This is a genomic window from Geodermatophilus sp. SYSU D01045 (assembly GCF_054050295.1).
In genome coordinates this window covers 275,085-300,412 of sequence record NZ_JBJGZB010000001.1, presented here as the reverse complement: position 1 = coordinate 300,412, position 25,328 = coordinate 275,085, and the positions used below count along the sequence as shown (strand labels likewise).

Annotated in this window: 27 protein-coding genes and 1 pseudogene; 14 read left to right on the top strand and 14 right to left on the bottom strand. The window is 76.7% G+C overall.

Translation table 11 applies throughout. The annotated features are described in order from the left end of the window. Positions 1 to 2 precede the first annotated feature (2 nt). The gene (locus ACI798_RS01680; protein WP_457047019.1) at positions 3 to 338 is read right to left on the bottom strand and encodes a hypothetical protein; all 336 of its coding nucleotides are present in this window, start codon (positions 336 to 338) and stop codon (positions 3 to 5) included. A gap of 71 nt (positions 339 to 409) precedes the next feature. Here ACI798_RS01680 and ACI798_RS01675 point away from each other — a divergent pair, with 71 nt between their 5' ends. Further along, positions 410 to 1,306: a DMT family transporter gene (locus tag ACI798_RS01675; RefSeq protein WP_456941210.1), complete on the top strand. Its 897-nt coding sequence runs from the start codon at positions 410 to 412 to the stop codon at positions 1,304 to 1,306. 10 nt (positions 1,307 to 1,316) lie between these two features. Here ACI798_RS01675 and ACI798_RS01670 read toward each other — a convergent pair whose 3' ends face one another. Both ACI798_RS01670 and ACI798_RS01665 read right to left on the bottom strand, forming a co-directional pair. Beyond that, positions 1,317 to 1,580: a hypothetical protein gene (locus ACI798_RS01670; protein WP_457047018.1), complete on the bottom strand. Its 264-nt coding sequence runs from the start codon at positions 1,578 to 1,580 to the stop codon at positions 1,317 to 1,319. Between the two features lie 194 nt (positions 1,581 to 1,774). Then, on the bottom strand, positions 1,775 to 2,950 hold the full coding sequence (locus ACI798_RS01665; RefSeq protein ID WP_457047017.1) for a DUF222 domain-containing protein: 1,176 nt from the start codon (positions 2,948 to 2,950) through the stop codon (positions 1,775 to 1,777). 117 nt (positions 2,951 to 3,067) lie between these two features. Here ACI798_RS01665 and ACI798_RS01660 point away from each other — a divergent pair, with 117 nt between their 5' ends. From ACI798_RS01660 to ACI798_RS01640, 5 genes and pseudogenes are all read left to right on the top strand, one after another. Beyond that, positions 3,068 to 3,721 carry a DNA-3-methyladenine glycosylase I gene (locus ACI798_RS01660; protein ID WP_457047016.1) on the top strand — a complete coding sequence of 218 codons (654 nt, stop codon included), beginning with the start codon at positions 3,068 to 3,070 and terminating at the stop codon, positions 3,719 to 3,721. Positions 3,722 to 3,796: 75 nt separating this feature from the next. Next, positions 3,797 to 3,964: a DUF3117 domain-containing protein gene (locus ACI798_RS01655; protein ID WP_012947303.1), complete on the top strand. Its 168-nt coding sequence runs from the start codon at positions 3,797 to 3,799 to the stop codon at positions 3,962 to 3,964. An 89-nt stretch (positions 3,965 to 4,053) separates the two neighbouring features. Further along, positions 4,054 to 5,580, top strand: a complete 1,527-nt coding sequence (locus ACI798_RS01650) for a leucyl aminopeptidase family protein (protein ID WP_457047015.1) — start codon at positions 4,054 to 4,056, stop codon at positions 5,578 to 5,580. A gap of 7 nt (positions 5,581 to 5,587) precedes the next feature. Beyond that, on the top strand, positions 5,588 to 7,051 hold the full coding sequence (locus ACI798_RS01645; protein ID WP_456941214.1) for a hypothetical protein: 1,464 nt from the start codon (positions 5,588 to 5,590) through the stop codon (positions 7,049 to 7,051). Further along, positions 7,035 to 7,592, top strand: a pseudogene (locus ACI798_RS01640) (DUF4232 domain-containing protein); the annotation flags it as partial. The gene ACI798_RS01645 and the pseudogene ACI798_RS01640, both read left to right, overlap by 17 nt. Before the next feature lie 101 nt (positions 7,593 to 7,693). Here ACI798_RS01640 and ACI798_RS01635 read toward each other — a convergent pair. Next, the gene (locus ACI798_RS01635) at positions 7,694 to 8,203 is read right to left on the bottom strand and encodes a DinB family protein (protein ID WP_457047014.1); all 510 of its coding nucleotides are present in this window, start codon (positions 8,201 to 8,203) and stop codon (positions 7,694 to 7,696) included. 27 nt (positions 8,204 to 8,230) lie between these two features. Continuing rightward, complete coding sequence (locus ACI798_RS01630) at positions 8,231 to 9,733, bottom strand: phytoene desaturase family protein (RefSeq protein WP_456941217.1); 1,503 nt, start codon at positions 9,731 to 9,733, stop codon at positions 8,231 to 8,233. A gap of 129 nt (positions 9,734 to 9,862) precedes the next feature. Between ACI798_RS01630 and ACI798_RS01625 the strand changes: the two genes are divergently transcribed. Both ACI798_RS01625 and ACI798_RS01620 read left to right on the top strand, forming a co-directional pair. Beyond that, positions 9,863 to 10,252, top strand: a complete 390-nt coding sequence (locus ACI798_RS01625) for a hypothetical protein (protein ID WP_457047013.1) — start codon at positions 9,863 to 9,865, stop codon at positions 10,250 to 10,252. A 94-nt stretch (positions 10,253 to 10,346) separates the two neighbouring features. After that, entirely contained in the window at positions 10,347 to 11,021 is a 675-nt protein-coding gene (locus ACI798_RS01620; RefSeq protein ID WP_456941219.1) for a DUF6766 family protein, read from the top strand. Here the strand turns inward: ACI798_RS01620 and ACI798_RS01615 are convergent. From ACI798_RS01615 to glgA, 6 genes are all read right to left on the bottom strand, one after another. After that, complete coding sequence (locus ACI798_RS01615; protein WP_457047012.1) at positions 10,946 to 12,001, bottom strand: MsnO8 family LLM class oxidoreductase; 1,056 nt, start codon at positions 11,999 to 12,001, stop codon at positions 10,946 to 10,948. The two genes, ACI798_RS01620 and ACI798_RS01615, sit on opposite strands and share 76 nt — an antisense overlap. Beyond that, positions 12,001 to 13,107, bottom strand: coding sequence for a spore photoproduct lyase family protein (locus ACI798_RS01610; RefSeq protein WP_456941221.1), 1,107 nt, complete (start codon positions 13,105 to 13,107; stop codon positions 12,001 to 12,003). The genes ACI798_RS01615 and ACI798_RS01610 overlap by 1 nt, the downstream gene beginning before the upstream one ends. A 70-nt stretch (positions 13,108 to 13,177) precedes the next feature. Beyond that, positions 13,178 to 13,912 carry a GAF domain-containing protein gene (locus ACI798_RS01605; RefSeq protein WP_457047011.1) on the bottom strand — a complete coding sequence of 245 codons (735 nt, stop codon included), beginning with the start codon at positions 13,910 to 13,912 and terminating at the stop codon, positions 13,178 to 13,180. 40 nt (positions 13,913 to 13,952) lie between these two features. After that, a complete protein-coding gene (locus tag ACI798_RS01600; RefSeq protein ID WP_456941223.1) occupies positions 13,953 to 15,038 on the bottom strand; it encodes a hypothetical protein in 1,086 nt (361 codons plus the stop codon). After that, entirely contained in the window at positions 15,035 to 16,243 is a 1,209-nt protein-coding gene (locus tag ACI798_RS01595; protein ID WP_457047010.1) for a PP2C family protein-serine/threonine phosphatase, read from the bottom strand. Before ACI798_RS01595 ends, ACI798_RS01600 begins: the two co-directional genes overlap by 4 nt. A 58-nt stretch (positions 16,244 to 16,301) precedes the next feature. Then, positions 16,302 to 17,474 carry a glycogen synthase gene (glgA, locus tag ACI798_RS01590; protein WP_456941225.1) on the bottom strand — a complete coding sequence of 391 codons (1,173 nt, stop codon included), beginning with the start codon at positions 17,472 to 17,474 and terminating at the stop codon, positions 16,302 to 16,304. Positions 17,475 to 17,547: 73 nt separating this feature from the next. Between glgA and glgC the strand changes: the two genes are divergently transcribed. Continuing rightward, positions 17,548 to 18,768 (top strand): glucose-1-phosphate adenylyltransferase, encoded by a 1,221-nt coding sequence (gene glgC / locus ACI798_RS01585; RefSeq protein WP_456941226.1) that lies wholly within the window; start codon positions 17,548 to 17,550, stop codon positions 18,766 to 18,768. After that, the gene (locus ACI798_RS01580) at positions 18,666 to 19,277 is read left to right on the top strand and encodes a 2'-5' RNA ligase family protein (RefSeq protein ID WP_457047034.1); all 612 of its coding nucleotides are present in this window, start codon (positions 18,666 to 18,668) and stop codon (positions 19,275 to 19,277) included. The genes glgC and ACI798_RS01580 overlap by 103 nt, the downstream gene beginning before the upstream one ends. On the opposite strand, the gene ACI798_RS01575 is transcribed toward ACI798_RS01580, so the two are convergent. After that, positions 19,274 to 19,930, bottom strand: a complete 657-nt coding sequence (locus tag ACI798_RS01575) for an O-methyltransferase (protein WP_456941227.1) — start codon at positions 19,928 to 19,930, stop codon at positions 19,274 to 19,276. The genes ACI798_RS01580 and ACI798_RS01575 overlap by 4 nt on opposite strands. 192 nt (positions 19,931 to 20,122) lie before the next feature. Here ACI798_RS01575 and sigE point away from each other — a divergent pair, with 192 nt between their 5' ends. The 4 genes from sigE (at position 20,123) to ACI798_RS01555 (ending at position 23,469) form a co-directional block, all read left to right on the top strand. Continuing rightward, entirely contained in the window at positions 20,123 to 20,722 is a 600-nt protein-coding gene (gene sigE / locus ACI798_RS01570) for an RNA polymerase sigma factor SigE (RefSeq protein WP_456941228.1), read from the top strand. After that, positions 20,719 to 21,291, top strand: coding sequence for a zf-HC2 domain-containing protein (locus ACI798_RS01565; protein ID WP_457047009.1), 573 nt, complete (start codon positions 20,719 to 20,721; stop codon positions 21,289 to 21,291). Before sigE ends, ACI798_RS01565 begins: the two co-directional genes overlap by 4 nt. A 103-nt stretch (positions 21,292 to 21,394) precedes the next feature. Next, the gene (locus tag ACI798_RS01560) at positions 21,395 to 23,029 is read left to right on the top strand and encodes a S1C family serine protease (RefSeq protein WP_456941230.1); all 1,635 of its coding nucleotides are present in this window, start codon (positions 21,395 to 21,397) and stop codon (positions 23,027 to 23,029) included. A gap of 50 nt (positions 23,030 to 23,079) precedes the next feature. Next, entirely contained in the window at positions 23,080 to 23,469 is a 390-nt protein-coding gene (locus tag ACI798_RS01555) for a twin-arginine translocase TatA/TatE family subunit (protein WP_456941231.1), read from the top strand. Between the two features lie 192 nt (positions 23,470 to 23,661). On the opposite strand, the gene ACI798_RS01550 is transcribed toward ACI798_RS01555, so the two are convergent. Next, on the bottom strand, positions 23,662 to 24,822 hold the full coding sequence (locus tag ACI798_RS01550) for an Mrp/NBP35 family ATP-binding protein (protein ID WP_457047008.1): 1,161 nt from the start codon (positions 24,820 to 24,822) through the stop codon (positions 23,662 to 23,664). Positions 24,823 to 24,979: 157 nt separating this feature from the next. Continuing rightward, on the bottom strand, positions 24,980 to 25,321 hold the full coding sequence (locus tag ACI798_RS01545) for a hypothetical protein (RefSeq protein WP_457047007.1): 342 nt from the start codon (positions 25,319 to 25,321) through the stop codon (positions 24,980 to 24,982). Between the last annotated feature and the right edge of the window lie 7 nt (positions 25,322 to 25,328).

Sequence of the window (25,328 nt, the reverse complement as noted above, 5' to 3'; positions counted from 1 at the left end):
CGTCAGCTGCGCCGGCGCGCGGCCACGAACGCCATGGCCTCCTCCGCGAGGGCGAGGTCGGACTCGGGCGTGCCGTGGTCCAGCGCGACCCACTCGCGCATCGGGGTGCCGTTGGCCGCGGCGAAGGGCACCCCGGTGCCGGCGGTGACCAGGCCCTCCACCCGGTGACGCGGCAGCTTCAGCACCAGGGCGCCGCCGACGACCATCGCGAAGATCGACCCGTCGACGGTGAGCGCGGCCGAGCCGAAGCCCCGGCCCCCGCCCGCGCCCGGCGGGCCGACGCCGGGCCGGGTGGCGAGGGCCTCCACCAGGAGGTCGAAGCGCCGGCCGGGGTCCACGACAGGCAGTCCAGCGCCGGTCGCCGGGGACGCGCAACGGGAACGGGCACCGGATCGGTGAGGATGTCGCGGTGAGTCGTCGCGGATGGGCCCTGTTCCTGGCCATGTCGGTCATCTGGGGCGTGCCCTACCTGCTGATCAAGGTGGCGGTCGGGGAGACCTCGCCGGTGGTGGTCGTCTTCACCCGGTGCGTGATCGGGGCGGCGCTGCTGCTGCCGTGGACGCTCGCCCGCGGGCAGGTGCGCCCGGCGCTGCGGCACTGGCGGGCGCTGCTGGTGTTCACGGTCCTGGAGATGACCGGGCCGTGGCTGCTGCTGTCCTACGCCGAGGTGTCGCTGTCGAGCTCGCTGACCGGGCTGCTGGTGGCCTCGGTGCCGTTCGTCGCCGCGCTGGCCGCGCGGCTGGTGGGCGGCGAGGAGCGGCTGACGCCGGTGCGTCTCGCGGGGATGGGGCTGGGTGTCGTCGGCATCGCCGCGCTGCTCGGTCTCGACGTGGAGGGCATCGCGCTGCTGCCGGTGCTCGCCGTCGTGCTGGTGGTGATCGGCTACGGCACCGCACCCCTGGTGGCGAGCCGGTCGCTGGCCGAGGTCCCCGGTGTGGCGGTCAGCGCGATCGCGTTGACGGTCACCGCGCTCGTGTACGCGCCGTTCGCGCTGCCGCGGATCGGTGAGGTGGCCGACGCTCCGGTGTCCGCGCTGGCGTCGCTGGTCGCCCTCGGGGTGGTGTGCACGGCGGTGGCGCTGGTGCTGTTCTTCGCGCTCATCCGGGAGGTCGGGCCGCAGCGGGCGCTGGTGATCACGTTCGTGAACCCGGCGGTCGCCGTGGTCGCCGGCGTCCTGCTGCTCGGGGAGCCGTTCACCCTCGGCCTCGCCGTCGGGCTGCCGCTGGTGCTCGTCGGCTGCGTGCTCGCCACCCGGCGCAACGCCCCCGCGCCGGCCCCCGCCGCGGTGGACGCCGCGGTCCCCTGAGGCCCGCAGGTCACGCCCGAGCGGGCAGCCGCTCGTCGAGACGGTCACTGAACTCGACGTCGTGGGGAAGGTGCCGGAGCTCCGCTGGTGACGCGTCGCCGCCTCGTTGCCGTAGCAGGGCCGACAGCCATCCCCAGGGGTGGTCTTCGCCGGTCTCCTCGGGGTCGTCGGGGAGGACGGTCGTGCGGACGTCGGCCGCCGGGCTCTCCGGCGTCACGAACAGCCACGGATCGGCACCGGCGCCGAGGCTGGACCCCCGGTCGGCGTGCCGCACCACACGGCGCCCGTCGGTCAGGTCGGCGAACTCCGCGACGCGGAAGTGGACGCAGCCCGATTGCAGGACCGTTTCCCCGGGGGCGCGAACGAACCGGCCCGGCCTCGGCTCCGCTGACTGCTCCGGTGGCCCAGGCGGACGACCCGTGCTCCCGTGCCGCCCACGCTCATCCCACCTGTGGGCTGGAGTTGCGCTCAGGCGGCAGGGACGAGCAGCGGCGCCGGGGTGGTGATCTCGGTGCCGTCGGGTCGGTAGGTGCGCCAGGTGCCGGTCGGTTGTCGTTCGACCCGGAAGCCGTGGTGGACCTTCGTGTGGTGGCGTTCGCACAGCAGCGCTGAGTTGTCGAGGCTGGTCTCGCCGCCGTCGATCCAGTGCACCAGGTGGTGGACGTCGCACCACCACGTCGGCGCCCCGCAGCCGGCGAACACGCAGCCGCCGTCGCGGAGCTCCGCCGCCTTCCGGATGTGGCGGCTCATGAGTCGCTGTTCCCGGCCCAGGTCCAGCGGTACCCCGTCGGGGCCGAACACGACCCGGGAGACGGCGCCGTCGCAGGCCAGCCACCGGGCCCGCGCGGCGGAGATGGTCACTCCCGAGCCCAGCGTGGCGGCGTTCCGACCGGTGCCCGGAGCGGCCAGGTCAGCGAGGTCGATCCGCGCCACCACGTGCGGCTTGTGCCCGCGCAGCAGCGGCAGGCTCCCGGCCGCCAGCACGTTGTCGACGACCTGCACCAGCGCATCGCCGAGCCGCTGGGCGCGGGTGCGGTCGTCCCCGGCCGGCCGGTCGGCCTGCACGTGGGCTTCGAGGGCGCCCTGCAGCTTCTCCCCGCCCACGGCGTCGAGGTGGAACCGGCCCGACACCGATCCGTCGGCGTGCTTGGCCAGCGTCAGCGACCGGCCCTCGGTCGGATCGGGCTCGGGCCCGTCGGGATCGAGGTCGTTGCAGTAGTGCTGCACCACCTGCACCAGGTCGGAGTGCTGCCGCTCGACGGCGACCCCGGTGAGCACCGCGGCGATGACCGCCAGGTCCACCCCGGCGGCCGCAGCGGCGGAAAGCCGCTCGGGGGTCACCGCCTTCGCGGCCACGGCGACCTGCTCGGCGGACACCAGACCCGCCTCGTGTGCCTCGGCGAGCGCCGGCAGGTGCTCCAGGGCGCGGCCGTTGCGCACCAGCCGGGAGGCCTCCACCGTCGACAGCCGGCAGTGCCCGCGCAGCCACGAGGCCATCGACCTCAGCCCGTCCCGCTCCGGCGCCTGCTGGTTCTCCGCCTCGCGAACCAGGCGGGTCAGACGGGCGTCCTCGCGATTGCGCCGGGCGACCGTCGCGGCGACGTCGTCGAGGACGTCCCCGCTCTCCAGGTCACCCGAACACATGATCGAAGTCTAGCCGATCCGGTGGCCTCCTGCAGCGCAAATCCCCAGGTCAGCGACCCGTCCACAGGTCACCGCTCGCCGTCGTGCGGCCCGTCCGGACGGCGGTAGGACGTGTCCATGACGACCGACCTGTCGGACGGCGGCACTAGCGTCGCCGTCGTGGAGCCCGTGCCGACCACCGACCGCGTGCGCTGCGCCTGGGGCGACAGCGCTCCCGAGTACGTCGCGTACCACGACGAGGAGTGGGGCACCCCGCTGCACGGCGACGACGCGCTGTTCGAGCGGCTCTGCCTCGAGGCGTTCCAGTCCGGCCTGTCCTGGATCACCATCCTGCGCAAGCGCCCCGCCTTCCGGGCCGCCTTCGCCGGCTTCTCCATCGACACCGTCGCCGCCTTCACCGCCGACGACGAGGCGCGCCTGATGGCCGACGCCGGCATCGTCCGCAACCGCGCCAAGATCACCGCGGCGATCCGCAACGCCCGCGCGGCGCAGGAGGTCCCCGAGGGTCTGTCGGCGCTGCTGTGGTCGTTCGCGCCGACGGGGGAGCGCCCGCGGCCGGCCACCCTCGCCGACGTCCCGGCCACCAGTCCGGAGTCCACCGCGATGGCGAAGGAGCTCAAGCGACGGGGGTTCGTCTTCGTCGGACCGACCACCGCCTACGCGCTCATGCAGGCCACCGGCATGGTCGACGACCACGTCGCGACGTGCTTCCGCGCCACCCGGGAGGGGGCTGCGGTTGGTTCCGCGGCGGTCATACGGGATCATGGGTAGCGGAGCTCACTGCACCGAGACACAGCCACACCGCAGCCACAGAGGGGCGACGGGTGGCCGGCGAAGGAGGCACGCATGGCGGCCATGAAGCCGCGCACGGGTGAAGGTCCCCTGGAGGTCACCAAGGAGGGGCGCGGCCTTGTCATGCGGGTGCCGCTCGAGGGCGGCGGCCGCCTGGTCGTCGAGCTGTCCCCTGACGAGGCCGCAGCGCTCTCCGAGGCGCTGAAGGGCGCGACCAGCTGAACGTCCCCGCGAGCTCGCCCTCGGGCAGCCCCGCGCAGGACGACGCGGCCCCGGCCGCCGGCAGCACGCCGGCGACCGGGGCCGCACCCTTGCCGCGGGTCGAACTGCTGGCCCGCCTGCCGCGCCTCACCGACGACGACGTCCTCGCCGTCCCGGTCGGGTCCGGCGGCACGCTGCCGGCCTGGCTGACCGCACGCGCCCCCGGCACCCTGCCGCCGGTCCCGGCCGACCTGCTCACCGGCGCGCTGCGCGACACCGGCAACACCGGCCGGCCGGGCAAGGTCACCAACCTGCCCGTCCCCGGCCGCTCCCCGCGCAGCGTCGTCGCCGTCGGTGTGGGCGACGGGACGCTGCCGCACCTGCGCGGCTACGTCGCCACCGCCGTGCGCCGCGCGCAGACCCTCGCCGAGCACGGCGCCACCCGGCTGGTCCTGCCCCTCGACGGTGCCACCGCCCCCGCCGGGGCCGACGAGGTCCGCGCCGCCGTCGAGGCCGCGCTGCTGGCCGGCTACCGGTTCCGCGAGACGTCGAAGCCGCACCCGCCGCGGCTGGCCACCGTCACCGTGGTCGCCGCCGACGCGGAGGACCCCGTCGTCGTCGCGGCCGCCCGCGCCGGGGAGGTCACCGGCCGCGCCGTCGCCTGGGCCCGCGACCTGGTCAACACCCCGCCGAACACCGAGGACCCCGCCTGGCTGGCGGCGCAGGCCGTCGAGCGGCTGTCCGGCCTGCCGCACGTGACCGTCACCGTGCTCGGTCCCGACGAGCTCGCCGCGGGCGGCTTCGGCGGCGTACTCGCCGTCGGCGGCGGCTCGGCGTCCCCGCCGCGGGTCGTCGTCGCCGCGTACGAGCCGCCCGGCGCGGGCCCCGCCCGGCCGGTGCTGGTGGGCAAGGGGATCACGTTCGACACCGGAGGCCTCCAGATCAAGCGCGGCCCCGGCATGCGCGAGATGAAGACCGACATGGCCGGGGGAGCGGCGGTGCTCGCGGCGGTCGACGCTGCCGCGCGGCTGGAGCTGCCGGTCGCGGTCACGGCCGTCGTCCCGGCCGCGGAGAACGCGGTGTCCGGGTCGGCGTACCGCCCGGCCGACGTCGTCCGGCACGTCGGCGGGCGCACCACCGAGGTGAGGAACACCGACGCCGAGGGCCGGATGGTGCTCGCCGACGGGCTCGCCCACGCCCGGCTGCACCTCGGCGCCACCGCGCTGGTCGACGTCGCCACGCTCACCGGCGCGATGCGCACCGCGCTCGGCGCCCGCACGGCCGGGCTGTACGCCACCACCGACGGGCTGGCCGGCGCGCTGTCCACCGCCGCGCTGCACGCCGGCGAGCGGGTCTGGCGGATGCCGCTGGACGAGGGGTACGCCGACCTGCTCGACAGCGACGTCGCCGACGCGAACAACGCCCCCGGCAACCCGGGCGGCACCACCGCGGCGCTGTTCCTCCGCCCGTTCGCCGGCGACCTGCCGTGGGCGCACCTCGACATCGCGGGCCCGGCCCGGGCCGGCTCCGACGAGGCCGAGGTGGTCAAGGGCGGCACGGGGTTCGGCGCCCGCACGCTGCTGCGCTGGCTGGAGGCCGGCGCCCCGCTCGACCCGCCGCCGACCGTGACGGACTGAGGAGCCCATGAGCACCGACGACACCGGAGTCGTCTTCCCCACCGGCCCCGACGGGCGGCGCAGCACCGCGGCGGTCGGCCGTGCCGTCGTCGCCGACGCGCTGCGCCCGGTCGACCCGACCGGCGCCCGCGCCGCCGAGTCCGAGACCAACTGGCGGGCGGGCTACCTGGTGCACTTCCGCCGCCTGGTCGAGGCGGGCCTGGCCTCCCCGGACGCGGCCCGGGCCATCGCCGCGGCCGGCCTGGACGCCGTCCACGCCCGGCTGCGGGTGGCCACCGACGACGGCGAGCAGCCGCTGAGCGCGCTGCCCGCGGCGCCGGCCGGGCGGGCGCTGCGGACCCGCGAGGTGGCCGGCACCGCCGAGCCCGAGCGCGAGTTCACGCTGCCCTTCCACGGCCGGCGGCTGCGCGGCGACGACCTGCTGCGCCAGGTGGACACCTGGGTCGAGGGCGGGATCGCCGAGCCCGGCCTCGCCGAGGCGGTGCGCGCCGTGGCCGCGCACCCGGAGTGGCTGGCGCTGCCCGGCCGGACCGTCGTCGTGCTGGGTGCGGGTGCGGAGATGGGTCCGCTGACGGCGCTGCTGCGGTGGGGCGCCACCGTCGCCGGGGTCGACCTGCCGCGGCCGGACCTGTGGCGGCGGGTGCTCGACACCGGCCGCCGCGGCGCCGGCCGGCTGCTGCTGCCCGCCCCCACCGACGACGGCGACCTCGCCGGCACCGCGGGCGCCGACCTCGTGCGCGAGGTGCCGGCCGTCGGCGACTGGGTGGCCGGCCTGCCCGGCGACCCGGTGCTCGGCGACTACGTCTACGCCGACGGCGCCACCAACGTGCGGGTGTCGGCCGCGGTCGACGCGCTCACCGTCCGCCTGCAGCGCGACCGGCCCGACCTCGCGCTGGCCTTCCTCGCCACGCCCACCGACGTCTTCGCCGTCCCCGGCGACGCCGTCGAGCAGTCGGCGCGCGCCTATGCCGGCCGCTCCCGCGTCGGCAAGCTCCTCGGCCGGCCGCTGCGCACGCTCTCGGCCGGGCGGTTGCTGCAGCGGGCGTACGTGCCGGGCACCGACCCGGGCGTCAGCGACAGCCTGGTCGCGCAGCAGGGCCCGAACTACGCGCTGGCCAAGCGGCTGCAGCGGTGGCGGGCGACCGTCGCGCGGGCGGCCGGGACGACGGTGTCGATGAACGTCGCGCCGCCCACCCGCACCCGGTCGGTGGTGAAGAACCGGGCCCTGGCCGCCGCCTACGCCGGGGCGCACCGGTTCGGCGTCGAGGTGTTCGAGCCGGCGACGTCGAACGTGCTCATGGCCGCGCTGCTGGTGCACGACCTGCACACCGGCGGCGGGCCGCGGCACGAGCAGCCGTGGCAGGACGAGGCGTACGCCGCCGTCCACGGCGGGCTGTGGCGGGCGGCCTACGCGCCCCGCAGCGCGCTCGGGCTGGCCGCGGTGCTGGGCCTCGGTGCCGCGCGGGGCTGAGTCGCCGCGCGGGGCCGACGCGCCGCGGGCCCGGTGGCCGGTCCCGCTGCTGGTGGCGCTGGCCGTCGTCGCGGTGACGGCGGGTGTGCTGGCCGCCCGCGCGCCGGCCGGTGCCGACGCGGCGGGCATCGGCGTCCCGCCCGGGCCCACCCCGGCCGCGGAGCCGACCGCACCGACGCCCGCACCCGGCGCGCCGGAGGTGCCGCAGCCGGTGACGCCGACCTGCTCACCGCTGGGCCTGCTCGTCACCGCCGGCCCGGTCGACGCCGGCCTCGGCCACCGCGGCGTCGTCGTCACCGTGACCAACTGCGGGGACGTGCCGCGGGACGTCACCGGCTACGCCGAGGTCTCCGTCCTCGACGGGACGGGGCGCCCGATGCCGTTCACCGTGGCGCACGAGTCGACGTACACGGTCCGCGACCCCGGGCCGTCCCCGCTGGTGCTGCAGCCGGGCCAGAGTGCGGTCACCGGCGTCTCCTGGTCGGCGACGGTCACCGACGGCGGGCTCACCGAGGGACGGGCGCTGCACGTCGTCCCGGTGCCGGGCGACCCCGGCCAGGTCCTGCCGATGTGGGTCGACGCCGGCACCACCGGGGAGGTCGCCGTCGCCCGCGTGGGCGACGGAGCTGGCGCAGTAGCGCCTCACTCGCCGACGACGCCGTCCACCGCCTCGCGCAGCAGGTCGGCGTGGCCGTTGTGCCGGGCGGTCTCCTCGACCAGGTGCAGCAGCATCCAGCGCAGGCTGAACCGCTTGCCGTCGCGCCGCGGGACGGCCGACAGCGCGTCCAGCGACCCGGCCGCGGCGACCACCGCGTCGGTGCGCCGCCCGGCCTCCCGGTAGCGCTCGCGCAACACCTCCGGCTCGAGGTCCAGGGCGGCGTCGAACTCCCAGTCGGGGGTGGCGTCCCAGTCGACGCCGTCCCACGGCGCGGGCTCCGGCTGCCCGGCGAACCGCTCCACCGCCCAGGTCTCCTCGACCAGCGCCAGGTGGTACAGCAGCCCGGCCAGGGTGAGCGACGACGGCGGGTGCGCCCGCGCCAGCTGCTCACGGGTGAGCCCCTCGGTCTTCAGCAGCAGCGTCTCGCGCTGGTAGGCGAGGTAGGCGGTCAGCGTGGTGGTCTCGTCGGCGGTCTCCGGCGGGTCGGTGCGCACCCGGGCACCCTCGCACGCCGGGAGGTGTCAGGCCGGGCCGACCAGCCCGGCGACGATCTCCGCCGACAGGGTCACCAGCGGCAGCCCGCCGCCCGGGTGCGACGAGCCGCCGACCAGGTACAGCCCGCGCACCGGGGCGGCGTTGCCCGGGCGCAGGAACGCCGCGCGGGCGCCGTTGCTCGAGGTGCCGTAGATCGAGCCGCCGACGCTGCCGGTCTCCCGGGCGAGGTCGGCCGGCGTGCGGGTCACGCACCAGCGCAGCCGGGACCGGACGTCGAGCCCGCGCGCGGCCATCACCTCCAGCACCCGGGTGCCGTAGCGGTCGGCCAGGCCGGGGGTGTCCCAGTCGACGCCGCCGTCGGGATCGTGCCGCGGCGCGTTGACCAGGACGAACCACGACTCGCTGTCGTCGTCGGGCCGGGTGGCGGGGTCGTCGGGGGCGCTGACGTAGACGGTCGGGTCGGGCACCGGGCAGGGCAGGCCGCGGTGCCGGCCGGTGCCGAAGACCGCGTCGAACTCGGCGTCGTAGTCGGCGGGGAAGGCGACGGTGTGGTGCGCCAGGCCCGGCGTGCGGCCGCGCAGCGCCAGCAGCAGCACGAACCCCGACAGCGACGGCGTCGCCCGGGTCAGCCCGCGCCGCACCGCGCGGGTGCGCCGGTCCGGCGGCAGCAGCCCGGCGTACAGGGCGGTGGCGTCGGCGCCGGAGACGACGACGTCGGCGGTCACCTCACCGCCCTCGGCCAGCTCCACCCCGGCCACCCGGCTGCCGTCGCGCAGCACCCGCCGCACCGGCGTGCCGGTGCGGACGTCGGCGCCGTGCTCGCGGGCCCGCTCGGCCACCGCCTCCGCCAGCCGGTGCAGCCCGCCGCGGACGTACCAGGAGCCGAACGCCTGCTCGACGTAGGGGACGGTGGCCAGCACGGCGGGCGCGCGCCGCGGGTCGGAGCCGGAGTAGGTGGCGTAGCGGTCGAGCAGCACGCGCAACCGCGGGTCGCGCAGGTAGCGGGCGCCCAGGCCGCGCAGCGTCTGCCAGGGCGCGACGGCGGCGACGTCGGCCGGGTCGCGGGCCAGCCGGGCGAGGGTGGCCGCGCCGCGCAGCGGCGAGCGCAGGAACGGCTGCTCGGTGATCGCCCACATCGCGCCGGCGCGCTCGAGCAGCGCCCGCCACTGGGTGCCGGCGTCCTCGCCGAGGGCGGCGTCCAGCGCGTCCGGGACCGCCTCGAGGTGCCCGGGCACGGCCAGCCGGGTGCCGTCGGCGAACCGGTAGTCGACGGCGGGGTCGAGCCGGACGAGGTCGACGGACTCCTCCAGCGGGCCGCCGGTGGCGTCGAACAGGTCGCGCAGCACCTGCGGCAGCGTGACCAGGCTGGGGCCGGTGTCGAAGGCGTGGCCGTCGCGGGCGTACCAGCCGAGCTTGCCGCCGACGGCCGCCGACTGCTCCAGCACGGTCACCCGGTGACCCAGGGCGCCCAGTCGCGCCGCAGCGGCGAGACCGCCCAGCCCCGCGCCGACGACCACCACCCGTGCCACAGCGTCACCGTAGTGCCGCAGGTCACCGCCCGATCGGGTGATCACCTGGGGTGGCGGGGCCCGGGGCCTCGGCCCACGATCGGGGGACCCGCGGAGCCCGCGCGGGAGCGGGACGGGAGGCGACGGACCGTGCGGACAGTGGCGTGGTGGGTGCCGGCCCTGGTGGTGCCGGTGCTGGGGGTGCTGGCCGGGTGCTCGGACGTGCACCTGCCCGACGTCGAGCAGGTGGCCGGGGACTTCGCGGTGGCCGATCCCGCCACCCGCTGCGACCTGCTCACCGACGCCGCGGTGCAGGCGCTGGAGCACGAGGAGCCGACCGGCTGCCCCGTGGTGCTCGAGGAGCTCCCGCTCGGCACCGGCGGCGTCGTCTCCACGCAGGTCTGGGGTCAGGAGGCCCAGGTGCGGCTCACCGACGACACGCTGTTCCTCACCCGCGCGCCCGACGGCTGGGAGGTGGCCGCGGCCGGCTGCCGGCCCTCCGGCGAGGGGCGCTACGACTGCCTGGTGGAGGGCTCGTGAGATCCGTGCGCGTCGTGTTCGTGGCCTACCTGCTGACCGTGTTCGGCGGCGTGGCCTACTGCGTGGTCCTCGCCCTGCTGGGGCGGTGAGCGGCGTGCGGCGGTTCGTCCGGGAGAACTCGCTGAGCCTGGGTTTCGGCCTGCTGTTCCTGCTCAGCCTGGCCGGGCAGGCGGTGGCCGGGGCGGCGCAGGTGAGCGAGGACCGGCAGGCCGAGGGCCTCGCGCCGGTCTCCCTGGCGGACTACGTGACCTCGTCGTCGTTCGCCGTCGACGTCATGGAGAACTGGCAGTCGGAGTACCTGCAGTTCTTCCTCTACGTCTTCGCCACCGTCTGGCTGGTGCAGCGCGGGTCGCCGGAGTCCAAGGAGCTGGACGACGTCGGCACCGAGAGCGACGAGGAGCAGCGGACGGGAGCGCACGCCCGTGACGACTCGCCGGCGTGGGCGCGGGTGGGCGGCTGGCGCGGCGCGCTGTTCTCCCGGTCCCTGGGCCTGCTGTTCGCGGGGATCTTCCTGCTCACCTGGGCGGCGACCTCGGTGGCCGGGTGGGCGGCGTACAACGCCGAGCAGCTGCAGTCGCACGCCGACCCGGTCAGCTGGGTGTCCTACCTCGGCCAGGCCGACTTCTGGAACCGCAGCTTCCAGAACTGGCAGTCGGAGATGCTCGCGGTCGGGTCGATGGCGGTGTTCGCCGTCTACCTGCGCCAGCGGGGGTCGCCGGAGTCCAAGCCGGTCGGCGCGTCCCACGGGGACACCGGCGCCACGGGGTGAGCCGGGGCGCCCAGCAGCCGGGCCAGGGCCTCGTCGGAGGCGGCCAGCGCCGCGCGGTCGTGCGTGCTGCCCGCGGCGACCAGCTCGGTCGCGCCGGTGCGCTCGGCGAGCTCCGCCAGCCGCGCGGCCACCCGGTCCGGCGGGCCGGCGACCGCCGCGGCCGCCGTCCGCTCCGCGTGCCGCCGCCGCACCGCCGTCATCGGCGCCGCCCTCACCGCGGCCACCGGCTCCAGCGGCGGGAAGACGCCGGTGGTGCGCGCCTGCGCCATCGCCCACGCCTCGGGCAGCAGCAGGTCGGCGGCCTCGGCCGCGGTGTCGGCGACGAGCACGTCCAGGCTGATCGCGACCTCCGGCTCCGGCGCCTGCGCCGAGGGCCGGTAGGCGCGGCGGTAGCGGGCCAGCGCCTGCCGGCCCGGCTCCGGGTCGCCGGCCACCCCGAGCAGCGGCCCTCCGACGACGACCGGCAGGCCCAGGTCCGCGGCGACCTCCAGGCCGCGGCCGGTGGCCAGGACGACCACGCGCACGTCCCCGGCGGGCTGCGGGTGCAGGGTGATCTCCGCCGTCCCGGTGAGGTACGCGCGCAGCTCGGCGAGGTCGGCGGCGAAGTCGCGCTCGGTCTCCCGCAGCGCCCGGCGCACCGGCGGGGTGAAACCCGGCGAGCGGCCCAGCCCCAGGTCCACCCGGCCCGGGGCGAGGGCGGCCAGGGTGGCGAACTGCTCGGCGACGACGAGCGGCTGGTGGTGCGGCAGCATGACGCCGGCCGAGCCCAGCCGGATCGCCGTCGTCCGGCCGGCGACCGCGGCCAGCAGCACCGCGGGCGCGGCCCCGGCGATGCCGGGGACGCCGTGGTGCTCGGCGACCCAGAACCGCTCGTAGCCCAGCCGCTCCGCGGACACCGCCCGCGCGACGGTGCCGCGCAGCGCCGCCGCGTCCGGCTCGCCGGCGCGGGTGCGCGACCGGTCGAGGAGCGAGAGCCGCATCAGAACGCGTACCGCACGCGCAGCCAGGGCGCGTGGGCGGCGATCAGCTCCCGCAGCCGCTCGACACCGGCCCGCTTCACGTCGTTGCGGTAGCGCACGTTCCACTGGCCGTTCTGGCTGCGCTTGGGCTGCTGCAGGTCCGGCCGCCACAGCAGGTCCTCGGCCTTCGGGTGCCAGCCGAGGTTGACCTGGTGCAGGTCCCGGTTGTGGGTCAGCATGATCACCTCGGCGGCCGCCTGGGCCTTGGCCGCGGGGGAGAGGGTGTCGTCGAGCTGCCGCAGCAGCTGCGCCCAGCCGGCCTCCCACCCGTCGCGCAGCACCACCGGCGAGAGGTTGAGGTGCACCTCGTACCCCGCCTCGACGAAGTCGTCGACGGCGGCGACGCGCTCGGCGACCCGGCTGGTGCGCACGTCGACGACCCGCGAGTCGGCGTCGGGCATGAGCGAGAACCGGATGCGGGTGCGGCCCTGCGGGTCGAGGTCGAGCAGCTGCCGGTTGACGTACTTGGTGGCGAACGACGCCTTGGCCGTGGGCAGCTCGCGGAAGGTGGCGACCAGGTCGGCGACGTTGTCGCTGACCAGCGCGTCGACCGAGCAGTCGCTGTTCTCGCCGATGTCGTAGACCCAGCTGACCGGGTCGACCTGGTCGGGCTCGGTCTTGGGCCCCTGCCGGGCGACGTGCCGGCGCAGGTAGCCGGTGATCTGCTCGATGTTGGTGAAGACGGTGATCGGGTTGGCGTAGCCCTTCTGCCGCGGCACGTAGCAGTACGCGCAGGCCATCGCGCAGCCGTTCGCCGTCGAGGGGGCGATCCAGTCGGCCGACCGGCCGTTCGGGCGGGCGGTGAGCGACTTCTTCACGCCGAGCACCAGCGTCTCGGTCTTCACCCGCACCCAGCGGTCCACGTTGCCCTCGTTGCCGTGCAGCTCCGGGATCCTCCAGTGCGAGGGCACCTCGACGACCTCCGCGCCGGGGAAGCGGGCGAGCACCTCGCGGCCGCGGACGGAGTCCAGGGCGGCCGGCTCGGCGTAGACGGTGCGGACGTCGAGCAGCCGCGTGGGGGAGGGGACGGGCGCGGACACGTCGGACGGCGGGGGCGCTGCGGTCACGCGGGGTGCAGCGCCCGCGCGCGGGCCCGGATTCCGCCCCTGACCTGCGGGGACGGTCACACGGTGCGGGTCAGTGGTGCCAGTTCGGGGCGAGCTCGCGTACGTCGAGCCGGCCCTGCTCGAGGTCCTCGGCGACGTCCTCCACGGCGCGTCCCCCGGCGTAGGCCTCGGCGCGCAGCAGGTCCAGCGCGGTGGCCGGGTCGGTGTCCAGCGCCATCGCCGCCCGGCCCGCGGCCCGCAGCACCGCGGCCCGCCGGCGCGCCTCGGGGCCGTGCAGCCAGTCGGGGCCGCGCTCGGCCGGCCAGTCCGACCAGACGGCGGCGTCGCTGAGCGCCGCGGTGACCAGCTCGCCGACGGCCATCGCCGCGAAGACGTCGAGTCCCGGCACGGCGGCCTCGTCGGTGAAGTACAGGTCCAGCGCGCCGGCGCCGGCGAGGTCCTCGCGCAGCGGGAGCGCGACCACCGCGCGGAACGGCGTCTGCGCGGTGAGCAGGTCGGCGAAGGGCATCCAGCGCCGCCGCAGGTCGTCCAGCAGCGCGAACACCGGCTGCCGGGTCTCCTGGGCCTCCCAGCACGGCCCCCCGCCGACGGTGAACTGCAGGCGCTCGGCGCACGCGGCCTCGGTGGTGCTCGCCCCGAGCGGGATGCGCAGGCCGGACCCGTCGACGACCGACAGCCCCGCGGCGTCGACCCCCAGGGTGGTGACGCAGGCCCGGGCCAGGCGGACCGGCAGCAGCTCGGCCGACCCGGGGCTCCCGGCGGCCTCGGCGTCCAGCGCGGCGGCGAACCGCGTGGAGATGGTCACACGTCATCCTCGCCCCGTGCGGGCACCGGGGCCATCCCGGTCACCCGGCCGCGTCCGGCCGGTGCGCGTACGCCGCCCCGCGGACGGCGTCGTCGTCCTCCAGGCCCGCGCCCAGGGCCCCGCCGACCGTCGCCAGCGAGCTGGTCAGCCAGGCCAGCTCCAGGTAGTCGCCGAGCGCGGCCGGGTGCCCCAGCCCCTCGGCGAACAGCGCCGACGGCACCAGCAGCAGCGAGCCGGCCAGCGCGAGGGCGAACAGCGCGGCGTAGAGGGTGAGCACCCCGATCACCACGGTGGCGACGGTGGCCAGGTTGAACAGCGCCACCTGCTTGCGCACGCGGCGCGAGCGGGCCCGCTCCCACATCTGCGCGCCGACGACCAGCGTCGCGCAGATGGCCACCACCGAGCCCAGCCCGACGACGGACAGCCGCAGCCAGCCGAACCGGTCGGCCAGCCGCCAGATGTCGGCGGTCACCAGGGCGAAGACGCCGGCCGCGACCGCCGCCGTCAGCGCGCGGGACAGCTGGATGGTCAGCCGCCACGGCCGGTTGGCGCGCACCATGCCGACCAGCAGCCGCAGGTTGCCCGACAGCACCCGGGCGGTGAACCGGACGCCGTCGGCGGTGTCGGCCGGGTCGGTGGCCAGCTCGCGCACCCGGCGGCGCAGCGCGGCCGGGTCGTCGTCGCCCTCGGCGTCACCGAGCAGCGTGCGGACCAGCCCGACCGTCGTCTGCAGCGCGCGCCGCCGCCGGCCGACCGCGCCGAGGGCCGGCAGGGACAGCACCGCGACGCCGTGCACCGGGCTGGCGTGCGCGACGACGGTGCGCCGGTCGACCGACAGCGGCAGGTCGGTGACGACGACGGCGAGGTCCCACTCCTCCGCCAGCAGCCGGTCGCGCGCGGCGCCGACGATCTCCGCGTCGTCGGCCGGCGGCTGGACCAGCCCGTCCTCGACCACGCGGACGTCCCACGCGACGTCGGGGTGCCGCTCGCGCAGCGCGCCGGCCAGGTCGGCGGCCAGCTCGTCGGCCACCTCCACCGGCGCGCCGGGCGCGGCGACCAGCCCCACGACGACGTCGGCCGGACCCGCCGCCTCGCCGGTCAGGGGTCCTTCCGGTGCCGTGCTCACAGCCTCAACCGCTCCTCGTGCCCGGTCTGCCACTCGACCATGACGATGCTCGCGTCGTCCTGCAGCCGGCCGTCCTGGTGCTGCATGACGCTGCCCATGAGCCGGCGCATCGTCTCCGGCGGCGGGTCGCCGGCCAGCTCGGCGCGCACGACCAGGTCCGCGAGCCGGTCCTCGCCGAAGAACGCGCCGTCGGGCGAGCGCGCCTCGACGACGCCGTCGGTGTAGAGCAGCACGCGGTCCCCGGGGCGCAGTTGCATCCGGCACACCGCGGGTGCCGCCGCGAGCAGCCCCAGGGGGCGCGCCGGCGGGCAGGCCGGCGGCCGGATCAGGGCGCCGTCGCGCACGACGATCGGGTCGGGGTGCCCGCAGTTCACCCAGGTGAGCAGCCCGGTGTCGAGGTCGAGCCGGGCGACGGCCGCGGTGGCGAACCGGCTGCCGGCGAACTGGCCGGCGACGACGGCGTCCATCGCGGCCGCGACCGCCGGGAGGTCGAGGCCCGCGCGCCGGGCGTGCCGGTAGGCGCCGACGGCGGCGGTGGTCAGCAGGGCGGCGGGCAGGCCGTGGCCGACGGCGTCGAGCACGGCCAGGTCCACCAGCGCGCCGTTGACCGCGTAGTCGAAGGTGTCCCCGCCGATGTCGTAGCTCGGCTCGAGCGCGCCGGTGATGACGACGCGGTCGCTCGCGTAGGTCAGCGGCGGCAGCAGCTCCCACTGGATCTCCGCGGCCAGCGTCAGCTCGCGTCGCCGCCGCAGCCGGGCGAACAGGTCGCTGTAGGCGTCGCGGGTGACGACCAGCTCGGCGACCAGCGAGGTGAACGACCGCGCATCGTCCTCGAGGTCCGGCGTCGGGTCGCCGTCGAGCACGTACTCGACCACGCCGACCCGCTCGGCGCCGTCGAGCAGGGGCACCCACAGGCTGGCCGGCCCGTCACCGGCCGGGGCGTGGACCGGCTCGACCCGGCGGAACGCGCGCCCGGCCACCGACCCGTCGATGATCAGCTCCTGCCGGGGGGGCACGCCCTCGCCGGGCAGGGGCAGCAGGACGTGCTGGGCGTAGTCGGCGAGGTAGACGACCGCCCCGCGGACGCCCAGGCGCCGCGCCTGCTCCGCGACCACGGCGCCGAGGTCGTCGGCGGACAGGTGGTGCGACGCACGGACGAGCGCCCGGACGGGGTCCCGCTCGGACGGGCGCGGATCGGTGGCCACGACGGGTCAGGATCGCATCCCGACCTGCGGCGGGCGCGGGGAGTGGGTGGGGGAGAGGTCAGCCCCGGGCCTCGAGGACGGCCGTGTAGACGCCGACCGTCTGCTGGGCGATCGCCGGCCAGCCGAACTCCGACAGCACCCGCTCGCGGCCCGCCGCGCCCATCGCCGCGGCCCGGGTCGGGTCGGCCAGCAGCTCGGCGATCCGCGCGGCCAGCCCCGCCTCGAAGGCGGCGACGTCACCGGGGTCGTAGGGGACCAGCAGCCCGGTGACGCCGTCGGCCACGACCTCGGGGATCCCGCCGACGGCGCTGGCGACCACCGCGGTGCCGCAGGCGGCGGCCTCGAGGTTCACGATGCCCAGCGGCTCGTAGACCGAGGGGACGACGAACACCGTCGCCCCGGTGATCAGCGGCACCAGCTGCTCGCGCGGCAGCATCGCCTCGATCCAGACGACGCCCGGCCGGCGGGCCTGCAGCTCGGCCACGGCGTCGGCGACCTGCTGCCGCTCGCCCGGGGTGTCGGGGGCGCCGGCGCACAGCACCAGCCCGGCGTCGGGCGGCAGCTGCTCGGCCGCCCGCAGCAGGTGGACGACGCCCTTCTGCCGGGTGATCCGGCCGACGAACAGCGCGTAGGGCCGGTCGGGGTCGACCCCGAGCGAGCGGACGACGTCCGGCGCCGGCGTCGGCTTGTACGCCTCGGCGTCCACGCCGTTGCCGACGACGTGCACCCGGGCCGGGTCGAGGTCGGGATAGGCGTCGAGGACGTCGGCGCGCATGCCGTGGCTGACCGCGATCACCGCATCCGCGGCGAGGTAGGCGGTGCGCTCCACCCACGACGACAGCCGGTAGCCGCCGCCGAGCTGGTCGGCCTTCCACGGCCGCCGCGGCTCCAGCGAGTGCGCGGTCACCACGTGCGGCACCCCGTGCACCAGCGCGGCGAGCAGGCCGGCGCCGTTGGCGTACCAGGTGTGGCTGTGCACGAGGTCCACGTCGGCCAGCGCCGCGGCGATCTCGACGTCGGTGCCCAGGGCCTGCAGCGCGCCGTTGGCCGCGGCCAGGCCGGGCGGCACCGCCCAGCCGCGGGCGTCGGTCCGGGGGCCGCCGAAGGCGTGCACCTCCAGGTCCGGGCCCGCCGGCAGCGAGCGCAGGGCCGCGACGAGGTGCTCGACGTGCACGCCGGCCCCGCCGTAGACGTCTGGGGGCCACTCCCGGGTGACGATGCCGATCCGCACGGCGGTCACCCTAGGGGGCGGGGGGTGCCGAGGTGGGGCGACGGCGGGCCCGCGCAGCGGCTACGTTCCCTCCATGCGTGGCGGTCCTCGAGTGCTCGGCATCGTCCTGGCTGGTGGTGAGGGCAAGCGGCTCGCGCCCCTGACCCAGGACCGTGCCAAGCCGGCGGTGCCGTTCGGCGGCAACTACCGGCTCATCGACTTCGTGCTGTCCAACCTGGTGAACGCCGACATCCGGCAGATCGCCGTCCTCACCCAGTACAAGAGCCACAGCCTCGACCGGCACATCACCACGACGTGGCGGCTGTCGCAGATGCTGGGCAACTTCATCACCCCGGTGCCGGCGCAGCAGCGGCTCGGGCCGCGCTGGTACACCGGCAGCGCCGACGCGATCTTCCAGAGCCTGAACCTGATCTACGACGCGCGGCCGGACGTCGTCGTGGTGTTCGGCGCCGACCACGTCTACCGCATGGACCCGGCGCAGATGATCGACCAGCACCTGCAGACCGGCGCGGGGGTGACCATCGCGGGGCTGCGGGTGCCGCGGCGGGAGGCCACCGGGTTCGGCGTCATCGACGCCGGCGCCGACGGCAAGGTGCGCGGCTTCCTCGAGAAGCCCGCCGACCCGCCGGGCCTGCCCGACAGCCCGGAGGAGTCCTTCGCCTCCATGGGCAACTACGTCTTCACCACCGACGCGCTGCTCGAGGCGCTGCGCGTGGACGCCGAGGACGCCGACTCGGCGCACGACATGGGCGGCTCGATCATGCCGATGCTCGCCGAGACCGGGGACGCGTACGTCTACGACTTCTCCACCAACATCGTCCCCGGGGCCACCGAGCGCGACCACGGCTACTGGCGCGACGTCGGGACGATCGACTCCTACTTCGACGCCCACATGGACCTCGTGTCGGTCACCCCGGTGTTCAACCTCTACAACGACCGCTGGCCGATCCTCACCCTGCCCCCGCAGCAGCCGCCGGCGAAGTTCGTGCTCGGCGGGCGGGCCGAGGAGTCGATGGTCAGCGCCGGCGCGATCATCGGCGGCGGGTCGGTGCACAACTCGGTCGTCTCGCCCGGCGTGCGGGTCGAGCGCGGGGCGCGGGTCGAGGACAGCGTGCTCATGGACGGCGTCCAGATCGGCGAGGGCGCCTACGTCCGGCGGGCGATCCTCGACAAGAACGTCGTCGTCCCCGCCTGGGCGCGGATCGGGGTGGACTCCGGCGCCGACCGCGAGCGCTACCACGTGAGTGCCGGCGGCGTGACCGTCCTCGGCAAGGGCGCCAGGGCGATCGTCTGAGCGGCGACACCGCCCCTCTGGTCGTCACGCTGCTGCTCGGGGCGGAGGCGCAGGCGCGGTTCGACCGGCTGCGCGCCGAGCACTTCCCGGCCGGCCGCAACCACCTCGCCGCGCACGTCACGCTGTTCCACGCCCTGCCGGGCGACCGGCGCGACGCCGTCGACGCCGCCCTGGCCGCGGCCGCCGCCCGGCCACCGTTCGCCGTCGCCGTGACCGGCCTCCAGCTGCTCGGCCGCGGGGTCGCCTACCGGCTGGCCGCGCCGGAGCTGTCGGCCCTGCACGCGGGGCTGGCCGCGGAGTTCGACCCGTGGCTCACCCGGCAGGACCGCCAGCGGCTGTCGGCGCACGTGACCGTGCAGAACAAGGTGGAGCCGGCGGTGGCCCGGGCGCTGCACGACCGGCTGGCCGCGGGGTTCGTCCCCGGCGAGGTGCCCGCCCGCGGGCTGGGGTTGTGGCGCTACCTCGGCGGCCCGTGGGAGCCGCTGGCCGAGCACCCGTTCGCGGGTTAGTGCCGGCGGGTCGCCACCAGCAGACCGGCGCCGATCGGCAGGACGGCGGAGGTCAGCCCCTCGTCCTCGCGGACGTTGTGGGCGAGGTCGCGCCAGGCGACGGTGTCGGGGTCGCGGGCGGCGCGGTCGCCGATGCGGTCCCCGGCGAGCAGGCCGTGGCAGGCCAGCGTCCCGCCGGTGCGCACCAGCGCGAGCAGCGAGGCCAGGTGCCCGGCGTACTCGGTCGGCGGCCCGGCGCAGACCACCAGGTCGTAGGCGCCGGGGGACAGGCGGGGCAGCACCTCGGCCGGGGTGCCGAAGATCAGCCGGGTCCGGCTCTGCGGCACGCCGGCCTCGGCGAACGCCCGCCGCGCGCCGCGCAGCTGCTCGGGGTCGGCGTCGAGGGCGGTGAGGACGCCGTCGGGCCGCATGCCCCGCAGCAGCCACAGGCCGACCACCCCGCCGCCGCTGCCGATCGACACGACCGCGCGGGCGCCCGCGCCGGCCGCGAGGACCGCGAGGGTGGCGCCCGCGGCGGGGCCGGGCGGGGGCGGGCCGCCGAGCGCCGCGGCCCGGGCGCGCGCCGCGGCCAGGACGGGGTCCTCGGCGGCGTAGCGGTCGGACCAGGCGGCAGCGCCGGTCCCGCCGGCGCGCGACGGTCCCTCGGCGCTCATCACCGGCCGAGGGTAAGGGGACCGCGGCCCGCCATCCGGGAGGCGTTCCTGTGAGGAACCTGGCAAGAACTGACGACGGGAACACGGAATGCCGTCACCGCCGTTGGTCCGGGCGTGACACCCGAGCGTGCCGCCGTCCCCGTCCATCCCGCGGGGGAGGTCGGCAGCGTGCGCGTCCGCGATACTGGGGACGTGTCCGAGGCCGCCGTCCCCCCTGCCGCCGACCAGCAGTCGGCCGCGTCCGGTGCCGGCGAGGTGTGGGTGGCGCCGACCTGGGAGCAGGTCGTGCGGGACCACTCGGCGCGCGTCTACCGGCTGGCCTACCGCCTCTCCGGCAACGCCCAGGACGCCGAGGACCTCACCCAGGAGACGTTCGTCCGGGTGTTCCGCTCGCTGGCCGACTTCTCGCCGGGCACCTTCGAGGGCTGGCTGCACCGCATCACCACGAACCTGTTCCTCGACATGGTCCGCCGCCGCCAGCGGATCCGGTTCGACGCGCTGCCCGAGGACACCGAGCGGCTGCCCGGCACCGCGCCGAGCCCCGAGCAGGTCTACGCCGACACCCACCTCGACCCGCAGGTGCAGGCGGCGCTGGACGCGCTGCCGCCGGAGTTCCGCGTGGCCGTCGTCCTCTGCGACATCGAGGGCCTGACCTACGAGGAGATCGCGGCGACCCTCGGCATCAAGCTCGGCACCGTGCGCAGCCGCATCCACCGCGGCCGCGTGCAGCTGCGCCAGGCCCTGGCCCACCTCGCCCCGCGCAGCGTCCCGGCACCGGGGGCTCCCGCATGAGCCTGCCGGAGAGCCACCTGGCGCAGGAGGCGATCGCCGCGCTGGTCGACGGGGAGCTGGCCAGCGGGCCCGCCGCGCGCGCCGCCCGCCACCTGGCCGGCTGCCTCGAGTGCCGGATGCTCGTGCAGGCCCAGCGCGAGGCCAAGGACGCGCTGCACGCCGCCGCCGACGTCGCCGTCCCCCGCGACCTGCTCTCCCGGCTGTGCGCCATCCCGTTCACCGCCGACGTCCCCGGCGGCGGCGGGCTGGGCACCGTCACCGCGTCGGCGGGGGAGCTGACCGTCTCCGGGTCCTCCGGCCGCTGGACCGTGTCGCTCGACGACCCGCCCGTCCGTCCCGCGTCGCCGCACCACGCGCGCTGGCTGCGCCGCAGCGTCGCCGGCACGCTGGCCGGGCTGGGCCTCGGCGTCGCGGTCCTCGCGCTCCACCTGCCCGACCCGGCGGAGCGGGCGCCCCGGACGCCGTCGTCGGTGGCCGGCCCCTCCTCGCCCGACGAGCGCACCGAGGTCGTGCCGCCGGTGGTCCGCACGCTGAGCGGCCCGTCGTCCGCGCGGGGCGCCACGCCGTGACCACCGCGCCCTGACCCCGGACTCCCGAGCCCGCGGACGGGTACCGTCGCGCCGGCACCCGTAGTCCACGTCCGCTGCCAGGTCCGGGGAGGACCCTGAACCCGTGACCGCACCCGACGACGCCCGCGAGACCGGTCCTGCCGAGCCCGCTCCCGGCGGTGCTCCCCGCGACGGCGAGCGCACGGTCGAGGCGGTCGTCCACCCGCCGGTCGCCGCCGGCACGGGGGACGACGTGGTCTTCGCCCGTCCCGCCGGGGCCACCGGCTCCTTCGCGCCGCCGGAGCGGCTGCGCCCGGCCGCGGCGGCGCCGCAGCCGCCGGCCAGTCCCGCCCAGGCCGCCGCGTTCGGCCGCCCGGCCGCCGTCCCGGGCAGCTTCGCCGGGGACCGCCCGACCCCGCCCCCGCGGCCGGTGGCCCCGCCGCCGCCGGAGGCCGTGCTGCGCGCCTTCCGCGCCCCGGCCGGGCAGGCCGGGCTGCAGGAGCCGCCCGGCGGCCGGCCCGGGCGCCGTCGCACCTCGGCCGGACCGTGGTGGAAGCCGGACGCGAAGAGCGACCCGTGGCGCGACCCGCACGCCCCGGCCGGCCTCACCGGCCCCGCGGTGTTCGAGGAGGAGTCCGAGCAGGAGGGCCCGGTCGTCGTCGACCGGAAGGGCCGGAAGAAGCTGCGGCTGCGCGACCTGTCGGTGCGGGTGGCCCTGCTGGTCGTCCTCGCCGTCCTGCTCGCGGGCGCGCTCGGCGGCGGCGTGGGCTACCTGCTCACCCGCGAGGCGAGCGAGACGCCGCTGCTGGCGCCGGGCACCACGCTCTCGGAGACCGACGAGGGCATCAGCCGCGAGCCGGGCTCGGTGTCCGACATCGCCGGCCGGGTGGCGCCGGCGGTCGTGTCGATCGAGGTCCGCATCGGCGACGCCGGCGCGACCGGCTCCGGCGTGGTCATCGACGGCGAGGGCGGCTACATCGTCACCAACAACCACGTGATCTCCGGCGCCGACGGCGTGGACGGCGCGGAGATCCGGGCGGTGTTCAGCGACGGCAGCGGCTCGGCCGCGCGCATCGTCGGCCGAGACCCGGCCAGCGACGTCGCCGTCGTCAAGGTGGAGAAGCCCGGCCTGGTCACCGCCTCGCTCGGCAACTCCGACGACGTCGTCGTCGGTGACCCGGTGGTGGCCATCGGCTCGCCGCTGGGCCTGGCCGGCACGGTCACCAGCGGCATCGTCTCCGCGCTCGACCGGCCGGTGCGGCTGGCGGGGGAGGGCAGCGACACCAACGCCGTGATCAGCGCGGTGCAGACCGACGCGCCGATCAACCCGGGCAACTCCGGCGGCGCGCTGGTCGACGCGACCGGCGCGGTCATCGGCATCAACACCGCGATCGCCTCGCTCGGCGGCGGCAGCGTGGGCCTGGGCTTCGCCATCCCCATCGACACCGCCCGCGACGTCGCCGAGCAGCTGATCGCCACCGGCAGCGCGGTGCACGCGACCCTCGGGGTGAACACCCGGTCGGTCACCGACGGCACCCGCGACGGCGCGCTGGTCCTCAACGTGGAGCCGGACAGCCCCGCGGCCCGGGCCGGGATCCGCGAGCAGGACGTCGTCATCGCCGTCGACGACCAGGAGGTGGGCAGCTCCGAGGAGCTCGTCGTCGCCGTCGACGCCCACGACCCCGGCGATCAGGTGACCATCGAGCTGGTCCGCGGCGGGTCGTCGACGACCGTCCAGGCCACGCTCGCCCAGGCCTGAGCGGACCGCGGCACCGCATACCCTGGGACCGGCGGAGGAGGGAGCGACGCGTGTTCGACTCGATCGGCTGGGGCGAGATCGTCGTCCTGGCGCTGGCCGCGTTGTTCATCTTCGGGCCCGAGCGGCTGCCCACCCTGGCGCGGGACGCCGCGGCCGGGCTGAAGAAGGTCCGGCAGGCGATCACCGGGGTGCGTGCCCAGGTCGACGACTCCCTCGGTGAGGACCTCGCCGGCCTGCGCGACCTGGACCTGCGCAAGTACCACCCGAAGACGTTCATCCGGTCCCAGCTGTTCGAGGACGACGACGCCCCGCCGGCGCGCCGCGGCGACGCGGGCACCGCGGGCGCGACCGCGGCGAGCCTGGTGAAGCCCGCGACGCGCCCGGCCGTCGTCGAGCACGACCGGACCGTCCCGCCGCCGTTCGACGTCGACGCGACGTGACGTCGTCGGCCTACCGGCCGACACCGCGGCCGGCTGCCGTCCCCGACCGACGCTGAGCCCCGCCACGCCGTCCCGACCGGGGGCCTCCGGCCCCGCGGTCGGTCCGCCGTCCTCGCGGGGCGGCTCTCCGGGGCCGCGAACGCACGGAGGCCCGGCCCCTCGAGGGGACCGGGCCTCCGGTGCGTGTGCGTCCTAGCGGCGGACGGGGGTGAGCCCCAGCGACATGCCCGACAGACCGCGCTGGCGGACGGCGAGGGAGTCGGCGACCTTCGTCAGCGCCTTCGCGGCCGGGGTCTCGGGGTCGGCGAGCACGATCGGCGCGCCGGCGTCCCCGGCCTCCCGCAGGCGGGTGTCGAGCGGGACCTGGCCGAGCAGCGGCACGTTGGCGCCGAGCAGCCGGGTCAGCGCCTCGGAGACCGCCTGGCCGCCGCCGGAGCCGAAGACCTCCATGCGGGAGCCGTCGGGCAGCTCGAGCCACGACATGTTCTCGATGACGCCCACGACCTGCTGGTGGGTCTGGGTGGCGATCGCGCCGGCCCGCTCGGCCACCTCGGCGGCGGCCTGCTGCGGCGTGGTCACCACGAGGATCTCGGCGTTGGGCAGCAGCTGGGCGATGGAGATCGCGACGTCGCCGGTGCCGGGCGGCAGGTCGAGCAGCAGGACGTCGAGGTCGCCCCACCACACGTCGGCGAGGAACTGCTGCAGCGCGCGGTGCAGCATCGGGCCGCGCCACACGACCGGGGTGTTGCCCGGGGTGAACATGCCGATCGAGATGACCTTCACGCCCATCGACTGCGGCGGCATGATCATGTTGTCGACCTGGGTCGGCTTGTCGTCGACGCCCAGCATGCGCGGCACCGAGTGGCCGTAGATGTCGGCGTCCACGACGCCGACCGACAGGCCCCGCTTGGCCAGCGCCGCGGCCAGGTTGACCGTGACGCTGGACTTGCCGACGCCGCCCTTGCCGGACGCGACCGCGTAGACGCGGGTCAGCGAACCCGGCTGGGCGAAGGGGATGACGGGGTCGGCCGCGTCGGTGCCGCGGACGGTGCGGCGCAGCTCGGCGCGCTGCTCGTCGCTCATCACGTCCAGGCCGACCTGCACCGACGTCACGCCGGGGACGGCGGAGACGGCGGCGGTCACCCGGTTGGTAATCGTCTCGCGCATCGGGCAGCCGGCCACGGTCAGGTAGACCTCGACGCGCACGGCGCCCGGGTCGCCGCCGACGCCGATCTGCACGTCCTTGACCATCCCGAGGTCGGTCAGCGGACGGTTGATCTCCGGGTCCTGGACGGTGGCCAGAGCGGCGTTGACGGCGTCGAGCGCCGGCGAGCCGGTCAGCGTGTCGGACATGGGGGGATGTGTCTCCTTCGACGGGGGGACCCGGTCCGCGGCACCACACGGCGGCGACCTGCACTCCGGTCCACCTGCCACTGTACGGCGACGGGCACCGGGTGCCGCCCGGCGCGGAGGTGATGTGCTGCGCACCCGGGGGTGCCGTACGGGGCGGTCAGCCGCCCACGCGGTTCCAGAGGCGGTGCTCGACGCCGGCGTCCTGCAGCAGGCGGGTGAGCCCGCGGCCCCCGCCCCGGGACCAGGCCGCCAGCGCGTCGAGGACGTCGGCGTGCGCGGGCGCGCCGAGGGCGGCGAGCAGGGCCGGGAACTGCCCGGGCGCGACGTCGACGGCGAACTCGTACCCGTCGTCGCCGCGCAGGCTCTGGCCCTCGACCCTCAGGCTCTGGCCCTCGACCCGCAGGCCGGCGCCGGACAGCGTGGCCCGCTCGGACCACGTGCCCTGCGGCCCCCGGTCGTCCCGCAGCACCACCCGGTGGTCGCCCGCGGCCCCGGTCACGGGCCCG